Origin of the sequence: Zobellia uliginosa, from assembly GCF_900156625.1 — a bacterium.
Lineage (GTDB): Bacteria > Bacteroidota > Bacteroidia > Flavobacteriales > Flavobacteriaceae > Zobellia > Zobellia uliginosa.
Genome location: NZ_FTOB01000014.1, coordinates 19,409 through 37,605, shown reverse-complemented (window position 1 = coordinate 37,605; position 18,197 = coordinate 19,409). Strand labels below are relative to the sequence as shown.

Annotated in this window: 12 protein-coding genes and 1 tRNA gene; 4 read left to right on the top strand and 9 right to left on the bottom strand. The window is 43.9% G+C overall.

Annotation, left to right across the window (positions count from 1 at the left end):
* Window positions 1–167: 167 nt before the first annotated feature.
* The 7 genes from BW980_RS21585 to BW980_RS21555 all read right to left on the bottom strand — a co-directional run bounded on the left by BW980_RS21585 (window position 168) and on the right by BW980_RS21555 (window position 6,205).
* Window positions 168–242, bottom strand: a tRNA-Val gene (locus BW980_RS21585).
* A gap of 59 nt (window positions 243–301) precedes the next feature.
* Window positions 302–1,513 (bottom strand): bifunctional folylpolyglutamate synthase/dihydrofolate synthase, encoded by a 1,212-nt coding sequence (locus BW980_RS21580; protein ID WP_076457230.1) that lies wholly within the window; start codon window positions 1,511–1,513, stop codon window positions 302–304.
* Window positions 1,510–2,451 carry a hypothetical protein gene (locus BW980_RS21575; protein WP_013992278.1) on the bottom strand — a complete coding sequence of 314 codons (942 nt, stop codon included), beginning with the start codon at window positions 2,449–2,451 and terminating at the stop codon, window positions 1,510–1,512. The genes BW980_RS21580 and BW980_RS21575 overlap by 4 nt, the downstream gene beginning before the upstream one ends.
* On the bottom strand, window positions 2,451–2,837 hold the full coding sequence (locus BW980_RS21570; RefSeq protein WP_013992279.1) for an ExbD/TolR family protein: 387 nt from the start codon (window positions 2,835–2,837) through the stop codon (window positions 2,451–2,453). Before BW980_RS21570 ends, BW980_RS21575 begins: the two co-directional genes overlap by 1 nt.
* Before the next feature lie 10 nt (window positions 2,838–2,847).
* Window positions 2,848–3,540 carry a MotA/TolQ/ExbB proton channel family protein gene (locus tag BW980_RS21565; protein WP_013992280.1) on the bottom strand — a complete coding sequence of 231 codons (693 nt, stop codon included), beginning with the start codon at window positions 3,538–3,540 and terminating at the stop codon, window positions 2,848–2,850.
* Between the two features lie 51 nt (window positions 3,541–3,591).
* Complete coding sequence (gene nhaD, locus BW980_RS21560) at window positions 3,592–4,959, bottom strand: sodium:proton antiporter NhaD (protein ID WP_076457233.1); 1,368 nt, start codon at window positions 4,957–4,959, stop codon at window positions 3,592–3,594.
* Window positions 4,960–4,972: 13 nt separating this feature from the next.
* Window positions 4,973–6,205, bottom strand: a complete 1,233-nt coding sequence (locus tag BW980_RS21555) for a Glu/Leu/Phe/Val dehydrogenase dimerization domain-containing protein (RefSeq protein ID WP_076457229.1) — start codon at window positions 6,203–6,205, stop codon at window positions 4,973–4,975.
* A 286-nt stretch (window positions 6,206–6,491) separates the two neighbouring features.
* Between BW980_RS21555 and BW980_RS21550 the strand changes: the two genes are divergently transcribed.
* The 4 genes from BW980_RS21550 (at window position 6,492) to BW980_RS21535 (ending at window position 14,902) form a co-directional block, all read left to right on the top strand.
* Window positions 6,492–7,634, top strand: coding sequence for an acyl-CoA dehydrogenase (locus BW980_RS21550; RefSeq protein ID WP_076457228.1), 1,143 nt, complete (start codon window positions 6,492–6,494; stop codon window positions 7,632–7,634).
* Window positions 7,635–7,951: 317 nt separating this feature from the next.
* The gene (gene gltB / locus BW980_RS21545; protein ID WP_076457227.1) at window positions 7,952–12,460 is read left to right on the top strand and encodes a glutamate synthase large subunit; all 4,509 of its coding nucleotides are present in this window, start codon (window positions 7,952–7,954) and stop codon (window positions 12,458–12,460) included.
* A gap of 9 nt (window positions 12,461–12,469) precedes the next feature.
* The gene (locus BW980_RS21540; RefSeq protein ID WP_076457226.1) at window positions 12,470–13,936 is read left to right on the top strand and encodes a glutamate synthase subunit beta; all 1,467 of its coding nucleotides are present in this window, start codon (window positions 12,470–12,472) and stop codon (window positions 13,934–13,936) included.
* 111 nt (window positions 13,937–14,047) lie between these two features.
* Window positions 14,048–14,902, top strand: coding sequence for a DMT family transporter (locus BW980_RS21535; protein ID WP_076457232.1), 855 nt, complete (start codon window positions 14,048–14,050; stop codon window positions 14,900–14,902).
* Between the two features lie 91 nt (window positions 14,903–14,993).
* Here BW980_RS21535 and BW980_RS21530 read toward each other — a convergent pair whose 3' ends face one another.
* Both BW980_RS21530 and BW980_RS21525 read right to left on the bottom strand, forming a co-directional pair.
* Window positions 14,994–16,541 carry a sulfatase family protein gene (locus tag BW980_RS21530; RefSeq protein WP_076457225.1) on the bottom strand — a complete coding sequence of 516 codons (1,548 nt, stop codon included), beginning with the start codon at window positions 16,539–16,541 and terminating at the stop codon, window positions 14,994–14,996.
* A 62-nt stretch (window positions 16,542–16,603) separates the two neighbouring features.
* Complete coding sequence (locus BW980_RS21525; RefSeq protein ID WP_076457224.1) at window positions 16,604–18,040, bottom strand: sulfatase family protein; 1,437 nt, start codon at window positions 18,038–18,040, stop codon at window positions 16,604–16,606.
* Between the last annotated feature and the right edge of the window lie 157 nt (window positions 18,041–18,197).

The following is an 18,197-nucleotide window of genomic DNA, read 5'->3' as shown; positions in this document are numbered from 1 at the left end:
CAATTCAGAGGTGTTAGAAACGTAGAGTTCTTCTTATTTAGGTTAACTAATATTTTTGCCTAAAGATAAAATCCCACAACTTTATGACTTGATCCGAGTAAAGGATGTAGGTGAAAAAGGCCATAAAAAGAAAAATCCCCAAACATCTTGATGCTTGGGGACTCGTGTGGGCAATGAGGGATTCGAACCCCCGACCCCCTCGGTGTAAACGAGGTGCTCTGAACCAACTGAGCTAATTGCCCGAAAAGGTGTGCAAATATAAGACTCTTTTTCACTCTCCAAAAGAAAAAAGCAAAAAATTTTAAATTACTTCTGCTACCGTAAAGGTACTCCCCCCAACAAAGATGAAATCTTCGGGTGAGGCATCCTTCAAAGCCGCCTGATAGGCAGCTTCGATCCTTTCAAACTTCCCTCCTAACAAGCCAAATTCCTTTGCCTTGAATGCCAATTCATTAACATCCAATCCACGAGAAATATTCGGGGATGAAAAGTAATATGTAGCCTCTTTTGGAAAGAGGGGCAATATCGCATTTAGGTCCTTTTCCTTAACCAGTCCCAATACGATAAATAATTTTTTAAATTTTTGTTGGGTCACTTGATTTATCACGATCGACAAACCTTCTTTATTATGTGCCGTGTCACAAATAACGGTCGGAGCGGAATGCAATTGCTGCCATCTCCCCATTAAGCCCGTATTCTGTACAACATTCATGAGTCCGCTACGCAATTGGGCTTCACTGATATGAAAATCGCTCAATTGATCTATTACGGCCAAAACTCCCTTGATATTTTTAGCTTGATAGTCCCCAAGAAGTGAGGTCTGATAAATTTCGTTTACCTCCCGCTCCGCAAAAACGAGTTTGGCATTTTTCGACCGTGAGACCTGCTCAAAGGTTTCAGTTGTCTCTTCTTGACACTCACTGATGACCACAGGAACCCCTTCTTTTATAATTCCAGCCTTCTCAAAGGCTATTTTAGATAGGCTATCACCTAGCATATCTACATGATCCAAACCAATATTGACAATAAGGCTAACTTCGGGCGTAATAATATTCGTAGAATCCAACCTCCCCCCAAGACCTACCTCGACCACCGCAATATCAACTTTTTCCTTCGCGAAGTAATCGAAGGCCATACCCACGGTCATTTCAAAAAAGGACAGATGGTCGGTATTAAAAAACGATTGGTTTTGTTCAATAAACCCTACAACAAAATCCTCTGTTATACACTCTCCGTTTATACGGATACGTTCCCGAAAATCTTTTAAATGGGGCGAAGTATAGAGCCCTACCTTATAACCGGCTTCCTGAAGAATGGATGCCAGCATATGACTACTGGAGCCTTTACCGTTGGTACCGGCCACGTGAATACTCTTAAACCCTGTTTCAGGATGGCCCAAATACTCGGTAAACTTGCGGATACCATCCAATTTGGCCTTATAGGCCTGTTTTCCTTTTTGTTGGTACATTGGAAGTTGCGCGAACATCCAATTCAAGGTTTCTTGATAGGTCACTCTCCCAACTTAAAATTGACCACTACAAACCCTACTTGTTGGCTCGGCGCGTTCGAATCTAAATTCCATTTGTGCTTGAAGGCGGTTTTTTTGGCCGGATCGAGCAAACAAGGACTATTGTTCGTTGTTCCTTTAACACCCGGTGTAGCACTGATCACATTTCCATTTCTATCGACAATGATTTTCACCACTACCCTACCTTCTTCGTTGCATTGCTGCTTCACTTGGCCCTTAGTGACCAAGGAACGGCCATTAAGACCATATCCTCCCGTTCCGCTACCGGAACCTGGGCTACCGTAATAACTGGTCGCATAGGGATCCCCACCGGGTTGCCCTTTATCTCCGGCCCTGTTATCATCGCCTTCGCTCCCTGAGGCATTTCCATCGGATTTACTGATTCCCCCGATAAGCTCATCGAGTTTTTTCTTCTTGGCCTCTTGTTCCTTACGTGCCTTTTCTTCGGCCGCTTTTTTCTGTTGTGCTTTTCTCGCCGCTTCGGCCTTGGCCTTTTTCTGGGCATCTTCCGCCCTTTTCTTGGCCGCCTTCTCAGCTTCCTCGGCTTTGCGCTTGGCTTCTTGCGCTTTTTTGATTTTGATAGATTCTTCGTTCTCTTGGGTCAACACCTTTTCCGCCGGGGCTTCCTTGGCCACAACTTCCTCAGGCACCTCTTCCGCTACTTCCTCCACCTCTTCGACAACCTCTTCTTGTTGCGTCGGTTCTACAGGCGGTTTTTCAACAGGTTCGGAACGAATCTTCTCTTTGGGCTGTACATTTCCACTACCAAAATCGGTAGTGCCGAAATTAACGGAAATACCATTCTCGATAGGTGGATCCATATAGGTAAGACCTATATAGAACAACACAAGCAAGAGCACACTTAGCAGAAAGGTTGTAAGTGTAAAAGATTGTTTTTTGTGTCTCGTGTCTAAGAATGACATTAATTCGGTCGCACGGCCAAGATTACCTTATAATTATTTCTATTGGCAATATCCATAACGTTTACCGCTTCTTTGATGGCAACGCTTTCTTCAGCCCTTAAAATAATTGTGGGTTTATCTTGTCCTTCTAGTGCCTTTTTTAGTTCAATTTCTATGTATTCTCCGTTAATTCTCTCGTTGTTGACAAAGTACTGTAAGTTCTTGTCTATACTCACGGATACGTTCTGTGTATTCGTTGACTTTCCCTTCGCCTTTGGAAGCAATAGATCCAATGCATTGGGAGAGTTTGCCGTAAGCATGAAGAATATCAATAACAGAAATACGATATCTGTCATTGAAGACATGCTAAAATCAGGACTAACCTTATTTCTTCCCTTTAATTTCATCTTTCTCGAATTATAAAGGTTCGTTCAACAAGTCTAGAAATTCTACGGCATTCGCCTCCATTTTATGAACCACTTTATCGGTTCTATTCACCAGGTGATTGTATCCAATATAGGCGATAATACCAACGATTAATCCGGCAACGGTCGTTGTCATCGCAGTATAGATACCGGAAGCCAAGGAACCCATTTCGGCCTGACCGCCACTAGTGGCCATTTCGTGAAATGCCAAAATCATACCTATTACCGTACCGAGGAAGCCGATCATTGGCGCAGCACCGGCAACAGTTGCCAAGACACTAACGTTCTTCTCGAGCTTATACACCTCTAAGGTACCCGCATTCTCAATAGCGGTATTGATATCGTCCAAAGGTTTTCCTATTCTGGAAACCCCCTTTTCCGTCAACCTGGCCACAGGGGAATCGGTTTGGGCACAAAGCAATTTTGCCGCCTCCAATTTTCCGTTGGTCACGTGATCACGAATCTGGTTCATGAAGTTACTATCGATCTTCGAGGCCGCCTTAATCGCGAATATTCGCTCAAAGTAAATATATAGGGCAACGAACAGCATGATAAAAAGTACCGTTATAATAAGCACACTACCTGTTCCACCATTAAATATCAAATCGATAACGGAAAGCGTCTTTTCTTCTGACATAACATCCGCAGCTGCAGGATCTTGGGCCATATCTTGAAATAATATCATAGAATTCTTAGGTATTAGAGTTGCCTCTATAACGGTATTTTATCGATAAAATTATGCGTCCAGTATAAAATTTCTGATTAAAACAAAAACGGCTGCCCCACTGATAAAACCTATAAAAGCCAACCATGCAATTTTCTTCAGGTACCAGAAGAAATCGATCTTCTCCATACCCATGGCAACCACGCCCGCAGCAGAACCAATAATCAGCATACTACCACCTGTTCCAGCCGAATAAGCGATAAAGTGCCAAACTGGATCATCAACCGGCACGGAGAACATACCCATACTGGCCGCCACTAACGGAACGTTGTCGATAACCGCAGACCCAATACCCAAAATAAGGACTACCAAGTCGGACACCAATTCACCAGGTGATTCCGTACCCAACATAGGCAAGCTACTCTCGAGGTTACCGGCAAAATGGAAAAGCATACCCAATGACTCCAAAGCCGCTACGGCCATTAATATCCCTAAAAAGAAAAGGATACTTGGCAATTCGATTTTAGACAGGGAAGCGTGTACGGGACTATGATGCCCTACGGTATCGTTATCACCGTCGTCTATTGAGGAAATGCTAAATTTAGAACTACTATATATCTCTGCAAATGTAGCTACAACAGCCAATGATAACATCATTCCCACATAAGGAGGCAAGTGGGTAATGGTCTTGAAAAAAGGAACAAAAACAATAGCTCCCAAACCTAGGTACAACATGGTTGAACCAAACTTGGATTTTGAAGCGTCGGTATCGACCTCCTCGGTTTCGATTACCCCTGAAAAGGCCTTATAACGACTGGCAAAAAGAACAGGAACCACCATACATACGATAGAAGGTATCAATACGTGCTCGATCAAGACAGGCGCAGTAACCTTGTTTCCAATCCATAGCATTGTTGTGGTAACGTCACCGATCGGAGACCATGCACCACCGGCATTGGCAGCAATAATAATAAGACCGGCGAACCACAAACGGGTTTCCCTCTCCTTTATCACTTTTTGAAGAATGGTTATCAATACAATAGTAGCCGTTAGGTTATCGATTATAGCGGACAACACAAACGCCAAAATCGAGAACAACCACAACAACCTACGCTTGCTCTTGGTTTTAATATACCCCTTAATAGTAGCAAAACCATCAAAATAATCAATGATTTCAACGATGGTCATCGCACCTAGCAAGAAGACCAAAATTTCCGCGGTTTTACCCAAGTGATGCAACAGAATCTCATCGATATGCGTTGGCTCGAGTTCTTTGAGCATGGTATTCACCTCAAAAACGTCCATATGGGCCAAGGCTATTACGGCCCACAAAATCGCCATCATGGCCAAAGCCGGAATCAGCTTATCGATTTTAAGGTTATGCTCCATAGTTATCGCTAGATAACCGATAACAAATACAATGATAATAATGGTCTCCATACTCAATCTGTGTTTATATTAGTTGTTTCAGTGCTATTTCAAATGCCGTTTGGCTGATATTCTTTTTTGACGGGTTATGTTCATAGGTACCCAAAATGGCTTTTCTGATGGTCTCCGACGTGTCGCTAAAAATAAGCTCATCGTCCATTCCCACCCTTTTTTCCATAAAGTACGCAAAAACACGTGCCATTCCACAATTTGATATAAAATCGGGAATCAAGCTCACTTTACCATCGGTATATTCCATGATCGGACCGAAAAAAATCTCCTTATCCGCAAAGGGCACGTTCGCCCCACATGAAATCACCTCAAGCTCTGCATCGATAAGACGGTCTATCTGCGACTTAAGAACCAATCTCGAGGCTGCACAGGGCGTAAATATTTCGGCCTGCAAAGACCAAACACGCTCGTTAATCTCATCGAAAGGAATCATTTCCCCATCACCTGCCACAAGATTATTTCCTTCTTTTTTCAAAAAGAAGGTCTTGATTTCTTCAAAGCTATACCCTTCTTCCTTAATGACACCACCTGACCTATCGATGATCCCCACAATTTTAGCCCCCATTTGAGCCAAATAGTAGGCCGCGGCACTTCCCACGTTTCCAAAACCTTGAATGATTGCCCGTTTCCCCACCACATTACCACCATAGATATCGTAATAATGTTTTACGGCTTCGGCAACCCCATAGCCTGTAATCATGTCCGCCACGGTATATTTTCTCGACACATCGGGCGAATACTTACTATTCTCCAATGCCTTAATGACCCCAAGGCGCAACTGCCCGATCCTATTGATCTTATCGGCTTCGGTAGGCTTGAAATGTCCGTTGAACACCCCTTCTTGCGGGTGCCAAACCCCGGCATCTTCCGTTATAGGGATCACTTCATGGATTTCATCTACGTTCAGGTCGCCCCCTGTACCGTAATAACTTTTCAATAAAGGCGATACCGCATGGTACCATCGTTCGAGCACTCCTTTTTTACGCGGATCGTTCGGATTGAAATTAATTCCGGATTTGGCCCCACCTATAGGTGGACCCGAAACCGTAAATTTCACCTCCATAGTTTTTGCAAGTGACAAGACTTCATTCATATCAAGCCCTTCCCGCATTCTAGTTCCCCCACCGGCGGCACCGCCACGGAGCGAATTTATGACCGTCCATCCTTCGGCCTCGGTTTCACTATCTTTCCAATTAAAGACAATTTCTGGTGATTTATTCTCGTATGCGTGCAGTAATTCTTTCATTTCAAATTGATATTAATTAACAGTATTATGACCATAACTCATTAATCCTCTCCTAAAAAAAATCTCTTTCTTTCCGCCTTAACGGCGTTACTGCTGTGTCATAATATTACGTTTAAACCAATTCGAAAAAACGAATTCAACAAATATAAAAATTTGGCTTGGGATACAAAGTTTTTCATAGCTAATGAATGATTAATTTTTTAAAAAAAATAGCACACAAAGCAAGGTCTACAATTTATTTCATAATCCTATATTTGTAGAAGCTCAAAAAAAACACACTAAAATTATGGATTTTTCATTTTCGGAAGAACATTTAATGATTAGGCAGGCTGCTCGCGATTTTGCACAAAACGAATTGTTGCCTGGTGTGATCGAACGGGATGAAGCCCAACAATTCCCCACAGAACAGATAAAGAAGCTAGGCGAACTCGGTTTCTTAGGGATGATGACCGACCCCAAATACAACGGAAGCGGTATGGACACCCTGTCTTACGTCATTGCCATGGAAGAACTCTCAAAAGTAGACGCATCGACCTCGGTCGTGGTATCGGTGAACAACTCGTTGGTATGCTGGGGACTCGAAACCTTTGGAAACGAGGAACAGAAGCAAAAATACCTGACACGATTAGCTTCCGGCGAAGTCATTGGCGCCTTCTGTCTTTCAGAGCCAGAAGCCGGTAGCGATGCCACTTCGCAAAAAACTACCGCCATCGACAAAGGTGACCACTATATATTAAACGGTACCAAAAACTGGATCACCAATGGTGGAACAGCCGACATCTACCTAGTCATAGCACAGACCGACAGGGAAAAAGGACATAAAGGTATCAACGCCCTCATCGTTGAAAAAGGCATGCCCGGTTTTGAAATAGGGCCAAAAGAAAACAAGTTGGGCATCCGCGGAAGCGACACCCATTCCTTAATATTTAACGATGTCAAGATTCCTAAAGAAAATCGTATAGGCGAAGATGGCTTTGGCTTCAAATTTGCCATGAAGACCCTATCGGGTGGACGAATAGGCATAGCCGCCCAAGCCTTGGGCATTGCCGCCGGAGCCTATGAACTCGCCCTGAAATACTCAAAGGAGAGAAAGGCTTTTGGCACCGAAATAGCGAACCATCAGGCCATAGCGTTTAAATTGGCCGATATGCACGTACAAATCGAAGCCGCCCGTAACCTCGTATACAAGTCTGCTTGGGACAAGGACCAAGGAAAAAATTACGACCTATCAAGCGCCATGGCTAAACTTTACGCATCGCAGGTTGCCATGGACACCACTGTTGAAGCCGTACAAATACATGGAGGCAATGGCTTTGTAAAAGATTACCATGTAGAAAGATTAATGCGCGACGCCAAAATAACCCAGATTTACGAAGGAACCTCGGAAATTCAAAAAATCGTAATTTCACGAAGCATCTTAAAGGATTAAAAAAAAGTACTAACGGCCGACCCCGTTATTTTTATCACAAACACCCCCTAAACACAGACCTTTATATCACAAGACCTTAAAAATTAGAGGGGGTGCACCCCAAAAGTGAAGAAATATCACAAATACCCCCTCAAAAAACCTTTCACAGGTCTGTTGAATGTGCTAATTTTACCATTCTGATAAATTTAGCTCACATAAAAATCATATCTGAATATTTTTCAATGTTTTATTCTAAACGTTGAATTTTTATCTGATTTAAAAGAAATAGCTGCTAATTACTCATCAGAAACGCTATTTTTGAAGAAATACCATAATTTATGACGTTGAAGAAGCAAGGATTATACCTACCGGAATTTGAACATGATAACTGTGGCGCAGGTTTTATCTGTAGCCTTAAAGGGAAGAGGTCTAACGATATTATCCATAAAGCATTGGAGATATTGGACAAGCTGGAGCACCGTGGTGCGGTAAGCTCAGACGGAAAAACCGGTGATGGTGCAGGTATACTTATAGATATACCCCATGACTTTTTTAAGGCAGTCTGCGACTTTGAACTCCCCGAGCCGGGCGAGTATGCGGTTGGCAATATTTTTCTACCTCAAAAAGAAAACCAACGCAACTTCTGCATTTCTACCTTTGAAGAGAACATAAAAAAACAAGGCCTAAAACTTTTGGGCTGGAGAGATGTTCCGGTAAACCGATCGATTCCTGGCCGTGTTGCCATGGAGACCGAGCCCTTTGTCAAACAAATTTTCATTGCCAAGGAAAACAAGGAACAAGACTATTTCAACTTCAACCTAAAATTGTTCATTGTAAGAAAGGTCACCGAACATACCGTAATCAACTCTAAGCTTTCGGAAAGCAAGTTCTTTTACGTACCTAGCCTTTCTACAAAAATTATCATATTCAAAGGGCTTTTAATGCCCAAGGATATCAGCCTATATTACAAGGACTTGATGGACCCCCGCGTGGTAACCCGTCTATCGTTGGTTCACCAACGTTTTTCCACCAACACCTTCCCTACTTGGGATTTGGCACAACCCTTTCGCTACATGTGCCATAACGGTGAAATAAACACACTTCGCGGTAACGTATCAAGAATGCGATCACGTGAAGAATTATTGGAAAGTGATTGGTTCGGCGATGAAATAAAAAACATCTTACCGATCGTACTTCCCGGAAAATCGGATTCGGCTACCATGGACATGGTGGTTGAACTTTTATTGATGACCGGTCGTTCACTCCCCGAGGTCATGATGATCTTGGTACCGGAAGCCTGGGAGAAAAACCCAGACATGTCTGAAGCCAAAAGAGCTTTCTATGAATACCATTCATGTATGATGGAGCCTTGGGACGGTCCTGCATCCGTACCCTTTACCGATGGGAACTACATTGGTGCGGTACTTGACCGTAACGGTCTGCGTCCTTCTCGTTACACAGTAACCAAAAATGACTATGTAATCATGTCATCGGAAACCGGTGTATTGGACATCGCTCCAGAGAACGTAGAATTTCACGGTAGATTAGAGCCTGGAAAAATGTTCTTGGTCAACATGGAAGAAGGCCGCATCATCAACGATGAAGAGATCAAAGAAGAGATCGCCCAACGTCACCCATACCAAGAGTGGCTAGACAATAATTTGGTTCACCTAAAGAATATACCTTATAATGATTGCCCATTATTTTTAGGGGAAGCTTCCCTCGAAAAACGCAAGTCCGTTTTTGGTTATACGCTTGAAGATATCAATACCATTATACTTCCTATGGGTAAAACCGCCAAAGAACCTATTGGTTCAATGGGTTCAGATACCCCGATAGCGGTTTTATCTCAGCGTCCACAGTTGATCTATAATTACTTTCAACAGTTATTCGCCCAGGTTACCAACCCACCATTGGACGGGATACGTGAAGAACTGATTACAGACATCAGCCTTACCCTAGGTAGTGACCATAATATATTCGACTTTTCTGAATTGCATTGTCGAAAACTTAAAATTCAGAATCCGGTTATATCCAAGGAAGATTTGGATAAAATCAAAAATTACGATGCCAGTCCTGATTACAAAGTGGTTTCCATCCCTACCCTTTACGAAATAAGCAGGGGGCACAATGGTCTTGAAGACGCGTTGGAATCTATTCTCGACCAAGCCTCCAAAGCTATTGACGAGGGCACCAACATTATTATCCTATCCGATAGGAACGTAAGTGAAACCATGGCTCCTATACCTGCACTATTGGCCTGTTCCTATGTAAACAGTGGCCTTCAAAGATTGGGCAAGCGCAGCAAACTAAGTGTTATCATAGAATCTGCAGAGCCAAGGGAAGTGCATCATTTCTGTTTATTGTTCGGTTTCGGTGCCAGTGCCATCAACCCGTACTTGGTAAACGAAATTATCGGCGAACAGATAGAAGAACACGACATTACCGATATTACCTTTGAAGAAGCCGTCAAGAATTACAACAAGGCTATTGGTAAAGGTATCCTTAAGGTAATGAACAAAATAGGTATCTCTACCTTGAATTCTTACCGTGGCTCACAGTTATTTGAATGTATCGGAATCAACAGTCAGGTGGTAGAGAAGTATTTCCCTAACACTCCGACCCGTATTCAAGGTATCGGTCTGTACCAAATTGAAAAAGAAGTGGCCAAACGCCACAAGAAAGCCTTCAGCACGAAAGAAGTGGCCGCCAACCTTGATTTGGAAATGGGCGGGGAATACCGCTGGAGACGTGAAGGCGAAAAACATATGTTCAATCCGTTAACCGTAGCTAAATTACAGAAAGCCGTACGCGGTAACGAGAACAACACCTATAAGGAGTACGCTCAAATGGTCAACGAACAGTCTAAAAATTTGATGACTATTCGCGGTTTGTTCGAGTTCTCTAATTACGACCCTATTCCTTTGGACGAAGTAGAGCCATGGACGGAAATCGTGAAGCGCTTTAAGACGGGAGCCATGTCTTATGGATCCATCAGTAAAGAAGCCCATGAAAACTTGGCCATAGCCATGAACCGTATTGGCGGAAAAAGCAATTCCGGTGAAGGTGGCGAGGATGCCGAACGTTTTTACAAAAACGCCACAGGTGATTGGAGAAACAGTGCTATAAAACAAGTGGCCTCAGGTCGTTTCGGCGTAACTTCCGATTACTTGACCAATGCCAAGGAAATACAGATCAAAATGGCACAGGGTGCCAAACCGGGAGAAGGTGGTCAACTACCAGGCCCAAAGGTGAACCCATCCATTGCCAAAACTAGAAACTCCACTCCTTATGTAGGATTGATTTCACCTCCACCACACCATGACATCTACTCGATAGAAGACCTTTCGCAGTTGATCTACGATTTAAAATCGGCCAACCGTGAAGCACGTATCAACGTAAAACTGGTTTCTGAAGTTGGTGTAGGTACCGTTGCCGCAGGGGTTTCAAAAGCGAAAGCCGATGTAGTTCTCATCTCCGGATTCGACGGAGGTACGGGAGCTTCACCATTAACTTCTTTAAAACATGCCGGCCTTCCTTGGGAGCTCGGTATTGCGGAAGCACAACAGACCTTGGTCATGAACGACCTTAGGAATAGAATCGTTCTTGAATGTGACGGTCAGCTCAAAACCGGCCGCGATGTCGCCATAGCCTGTTTATTAGGTGCGGAAGAGTTCGGTTTTGCTACCGCCCCACTTGTTGCCTCCGGTTGTGTTATGATGCGCGTATGCCACTTAAACACTTGCCCGGTAGGTATTGCGACCCAAAATCCTGAACTACGTAAAAAATTCGCCGGTAAACCGGAACACGTTGTGAACTACATGTACTTTGTAGCCCAAGAACTACGTGAGATTATGGCCCAGTTAGGTTTCAGGACCATAAACGAAATGGTAGGCCAGGTTCAGAAATTAGACCGTAAAAAAGCGATCGACCATTACAAATCTGCAGGTATCGACCTTACTCCGATCCTATATCAAGTAGACGTACCGGCAGGAACCAAATTCTACAATACCCAAAAGCAAACGCACGATATCGACAAATCGATAGAGTTCGATATTATTGCCAAAGCAAATCCGTCGTTATTCAGGAAGGAAAAGCTCACATTGGACTTCCCCATCAAAAACACGGACCGTGCCGTTGGCGCGATCATCAGTAATGAGATCTCAAAAATATACGGAGCACAAGGATTGCCCATAAACACCCTAAAATTGAACTTTACAGGTTCCGCGGGCCAAAGTTTTGGAGCTTTCGCCACTAGGGGCTTGACCATGACCGTAAACGGAAACACCAATGACTACCTTGGAAAAGGACTATCTGGCGCCAAACTGGTGATCAAAGTACCGGAAGGTTCTACCATTGTTCCCGAAGACAACGTTATTACAGGTAACGTTACCCTATACGGAGCAACGGCAGGTCGCGCCTATATTAACGGAAAGGCCGGCGAACGTTTCTGTGTCCGTAATTCGGGCGCCAAAGCGGTAGTAGAGGGAATCGGAGATCACGGTTGTGAGTATATGACCGGAGGTGTTGCCGTAATTCTTGGTGACGTAGGCAGAAACTTTGGAGCAGGTATGAGCGGTGGTATAGCCTATATCTTTGACGAGAAGAATACCTTTAGAAAGAAATGTACCAACGAAGACTTGAATCTACTCGAAGTCAACGAAGACAACGATATCAAAGAATTAAAAGACCTTATCGAAAGTCACTATAACTCGACTTTGAGTCCTCTAGCGCAACGCATTCTAGAGAACTGGGAAGATTGCCTACCTAAATTTGTCAAAGTCTTACCTGAAGAATACAAACAGGCATTACTACGTATGGAAAGAGAAAAATTAGAAACTATTTAAAGTCGAGAAATGGGAAAGATTACAGGATTTTTGGAATTCGATAGAAAAGTAGAATCGTACGCGCCTGTTGAAGAACGCGTTAAAAATTATCATGAGTTCACTCTTCCGTTAAAGGAACCCGAACTTAAAGAACAAGGAGCCAGATGTATGGACTGCGGCATTCCTTTTTGCCATAGCGGTTGCCCATTGGGCAATTTGATTCCCGATTTTAACGATGCGGTGTATCGTGGCAAGTGGGACAAAGCCGCCAAGATCTTGCATTCAACGAACAATTTCCCCGAATTTACGGGCAGACTTTGTCCGGCACCTTGCGAAGAGGCTTGTGTACTAGGCATCAATGAAGACCCCGTAACCATTGAGAATATTGAAAAAAATATTGTGGAAACGGCCTTTAAAAAAGGATGGATAGTTGCCGAACCCCCTGCTACAAGAACCGGTAAAAAAGTTGCCGTAGTAGGTTCCGGTCCTGCCGGTCTTGCCGCTGCACAACAATTGAATAGAGCCGGTCATTTGGTAACCGTTTTTGAAAGGGATGAAAAACCAGGAGGACTTTTACGTTACGGTATTCCTGATTTTAAAATGGAAAAAAACGTTATCGACCGACGATTAAAGGTTCTTGAGGAAGAAGGAATCGTATTTAAATGCGGGATCCATGTTGGAAAGGATATTACCGGTCCGGAACTACAAGACGAATTTGACGCCATTGTTTTATCGGGCGGGGCTACGGTTCGCAGAAACCTACCCATAGAAGGTTCCGATTTAAACGGAGTGGTTCAAGCCATGGATTTCCTTCCACAAAACAATAGAAGAGTAGATGGTGTCAAAGAGTTCGAAAACGAAATCATGGCCACTGGAAAAGACGTTATCGTTATCGGTGGTGGTGATACCGGATCCGACTGTATCGGAACATCGATCAGACACGGGGCAAAATCCGTATCAAACTTTGAGATTATGCCTATGGGCACGGTAGAAAGACCGGAAGGTCAACCTTGGCCTTTCTGGCCCATGCGTTTAAAAACAAGTACTTCCCACAAAGAAGGGGCCGAACGTTTTTTCAGCATCTCGACCAAGAAATTTTTGGGTGACGGGAATGGCAACCTAAAAGGACTTATTACTTCTGAAGTAGAATGGATCAGGGAACCTGGAAAAGCTATGGTACTGAAAGAGGTTGAAGGCACCGAGAAAGAATGGAAGTGTGAATTAGCGCTTTTAGCATTAGGATTCACCGGTTCTGAAATGACGGTAGCGGAACAATTGGGCGTAGAGGCCGATGCCCGCACCAACATCAAGGCCAGCGAACAAGACTATATGACCAATGTACCCGGCGTATTTGCAGCGGGCGACCAAAGACGTGGCCAATCGTTGATCGTTTGGGCCATTTCCGAAGGACGTCAAGCAGCTCACCATGTCGACACTTACCTTATGGGCGAATCTGCCTTACCATTGAAAGGTGAAGGTGATTTACCAAGGGTATAACCCAGGGTTAGTTTTATATAACTAGAATTTATACGATCCAACCCAATTAAATTTGGGTTGGATTTTTTTTACCCACGAGGCGAGAGTAAAAAGCCTCATCGCTTTCCTATTATGAACATTAGAAAAGTTCTCTTTTACATGATTATCAGCGCCCTGGCGTTCACCTTAATGAACGTAGCGGTAAAACAGTTACAGCACTATAGCGTATACCAAATTGTGCTTTTTAGGGGTTTTGGCTCCTTCTTACTTACCATGGCCATATTAAAACGTTTAAAAGTCCCCATCCTAGGGAATAACAAAAAACTCTTGGTGTTACGGGCCATCGTTGGAACCAGCTCCATGACATTGTTTTTTATGTCATTAAAATACCTATCGGCAGGCACGGCCGTTTCCCTACGTTATTTGGCTCCTATATTTTCGGCCATCTTTGCCATTTACCTTTTAAAGGAAAAAATAAAACCGATACAATGGCTGTTCTTTGTCATTTCATTTTTGGGGGTCTTGACCCTTAAGGGACTTGACAGCCACTTAGACAATACCGGCTTGGCCCTAGTGTTTGCTGCGGCTATATTGAGTGGACTCGTCTACATTATCATAAGTAAAATAGGAAAGGGCGACCATCCTATTGTAATCGTCAATTACTTTATGTTTACCGCAACGGTCTTCGGCGGCATACTCGCCATACCCACTTGGAACACCCCCATAGGAAGCGACTGGCTATTCTTTGCCACTTTGGGCGTTTGTGGATTTATAGGACAGCTCTATATGACCAAAGCCTTTCAAATTGCCTCGAACAACCTTGTTGCCCCCTTCAAATACCTAGAAGTACTATTTACTGGACTTATCGGATTTATGTGGTTGGGAGAAACATATACCCAATGGAGTCTGCTCGGGATATTATTAATTATCGCGGGCCTTGTAATGAATGTACTTTACAAGGCCCGCGACAAGAGGTACAATATTTAAATACCTCTTCTACCCTATGCTTTCAATTCCGTTGCCCGATTTATGATTTATAGGCAACCCGATCGATCCCCATTGAATACTCAAAATTTACCTAGGCCCCATTTTGGACCTTGGCATATATTTCCGTTAAGGACAGCTGATCTCCCATTTTTCGCTGAAGTTCCATCAAATCGGCAAAAAGTGCTTCCACCTTTTTAGAATAGTTCTTGTCGTCCGCTAGATCGTTCATTTCATTGGGATCGTTTTTTAAATCGAACAAAAGAACCTTCCCTATTTTCGGATATACAATAAGTTTGAAACCATCTTTACGAATCATACGCTGAACATCGATATAAGCGCCGTATATACCATCGTAATGACTTACTTGCCGCTCGCCCTCGATGATATCCATAAAGCTGTGAAATTGTACGGCCTCCGGCTTATCTACATGGGCCAGGTCTAAAGTAGTGGCCATTATATCCTGAAGATAGACATCTTGATCCAAAAGTTTGCCCTTGGGTATTCCCGGGCCAACGACCATCATGGGAATACGTACGCTATGATCGAACATACTTTGTTTTCCGATCAATCCGTGATGTCCCACTGAAAGTCCGTGATCCGCCCCGAAAAAGATATAGGTATTCTCCATTTTACCGCTCGCTTCCAGGGCATCGAGTATTTTCCCTATCTGTTCATCCATATGGGTGAGCAAGGCGTAATATTCCTGTCGGTGTACCTTCACCGCATATTCCGTTCTCGGGTACGGCGCCAAGGCCTCGTCCCTAAGGCTTGGTGGATTCCCCATATCATCTTTCCAAGGGTACTCGGGCATGAAATTATCGGGAACCTTGATATCTTCCACAGGGTACATATCTAGAAAACGCTGTGGGGCCTGTCTCGGATCATGAGTGGCATTAAAGGCCAAATACATAAAGAAGGGATTATCTTTTTTCCTTGCCTTCTCTATAAATGAGAGGGCATCGTCACGCACCACTTCGCTCCAGTGCTTTCCACCTTCCCAAAAACCACCTTGCAAGGTATCGGTAGGCGACCATTCCGTATCATCGGGACCTGTTGGGCGACCATACCCCAATGGCATATAATCGTTCCAGTCTTTCATATCACCAGACTCCTTTTTCCATTTTTTAATGGCCGCACCGAGCTGCCCGCCCTTATCTCCCGGCATCCCGGGACGGATATGCCGAGCTTCATCAAAAACGGTTGCCGCCGGTGCCTGTACATGCCATTTCCCTGTCATATACGTATCATAGCCCTGCTTTTCCAACAACTTGCCCCAAGTTTGGCTCAATGCCGTTGAATCGCCTTTGGCCCAGGCCGCACTTTTCTTTTGGGCGTTCCAAATATAGCTTCCTGAAATGATCATCGCGCGTGAGGCCACACAGATCGCACCGTTCCATCCTCCCATATTATAGGCATGGGAAAAAGAAGTCCCCCCGTTTACCAATCGGTCTAAATTAGGGGTATGGACCTCATCGAAACCAAGGGCCCTTATACTCTCAAATGTTTGGTCATCGGCAAACAGAAAAACAAAATTGGGTTTATTGTCTTCCTTATTGTTCTTTTCGGCCCCAGTAGGTTTGCAAGCTCCTAATAGCAATAGTGCCAGTAAAGGCAAATAACAGCTTATACTTCTATACATGATTTTTGGTTTATTATTTTTAATTATCTAAGTAATTCGCATCCTTTTAAAGGAAAAACATATTAATAGTCCTCACCCAAGGCACTTCTTTTTTGGGAAGTCTTCCATTGATGCCAATACGCAAGCATTTCATTGAATTTTTCCGGCTGTTGTCCGGCTAGATCAATACTTTCCGTCGGATCGTTTTGGAGGTTATACAGCGCGAAGTTCTTCCCTTTATCATCACTGTATATTTTATACTCATTATCTATTAAAGCCGCTTGACCTTGAAAATCGAAGGCCAATGGTTTCACCCTTCGTTTTTGTTCCCCAGTGACAAAGGGAAACATATCTACCCCGTCATAAGGCCTATTATTTTCCTCTAGGTCTACCCCTAAAATATTGGCGATTGTCGGAAAATAATCGGAAGTAAAGCAAGGAGCTTCCACCTTTGTGCCGGGCTTGATCCTACCCGTCCACTCCATGATACCCGGAACCCGTATTCCCCCTTCATAAAGGCTTCTTTTTCTTCCTTTCAGGCCCTTGGTCACCCCTTGGGTCCTTCCGGCAACGGATTTTCCTTCAGGCCCATTGTCACTTGTATAGAAGAGTACGGTATTTTCGGCTATACCCAAGTCTCTTAACCTATTCCTCAAGCGGCCTATTTGCTTGTCCATCGCCGATATAACCCCATAATAGTGTTGTTGATCTTCAGAGCGCCCGGCATACGATTTTCTTTCCTCATCCCCAGCCAATACCGGTAAATGGGGGGTATGAAACCAGATAACACTTAAAAACGCCTTCTTGTTCTTTACGGCTTTCTCTATAAAAGGAATCACCCGATCCATAATGACCCTAGAGTCATCGCCCTCTAGGTTATCAACCGCTATTTGCCCAGGTCCGGTCCAGTACGAAGTATTGAAAGGCATGCCTTCTTTCAGGTCTCCACTCACATCGCCCGATGACTTGGGAGGTGTAACCATGGGATCCCATGTAGGCACTTTGGACTCGGTTACAAAACTAACATCAAAACCATGGTCCCAAGGAGGGGCATAATCCCCATCAAATTTGGGCCTACCGCCCCTATTTGCCTCTATGGTATCGCGAGTAAGCGTACCTAAATGCCATTTGCCAAAATGTCCCGTTGTGTAGCCCAAGCCCTTGACCATCTCCCCCAAGGTAATTTCCCCTGGTTTTATATGTCCGCAATTGGCATGGCAAATTCCATAGCGCAAGGGGTGCCTTCCCGTCATTACACTGCCCCGTGTAGGGGAACATACCGCAGATGCCGCATAGAATCGTTCAAAAACCGCTCCTTCTGCGGCCATTGCATCTAAATTCGGGGTTTTTAAATGGGGGTGCCCATTATAGCCCACATCACCCCAACCTTGATCATCTGCCATTAACAAAATAATATTCGGGGTTTCCTGCGCTACAGGGGCAACTTTCTGTTTTTTTGGTTTTTCGGAACACCCGATCAAAATACTTATGGCCAACAGGCCTCTTATAATCGATTTCATGTCTTATTCTTGATTAAGAGTAGAGTTCCCCAATATTCAGGGCCAAGCTTAAAAAAACCATTCGACGAAATCAAAAATCGTCAGATCGGCCATAACTATGGATTACATGAAAATAGTTGGCCAGAGCGACATAAGAACCGCTCCGACCAAAATACCT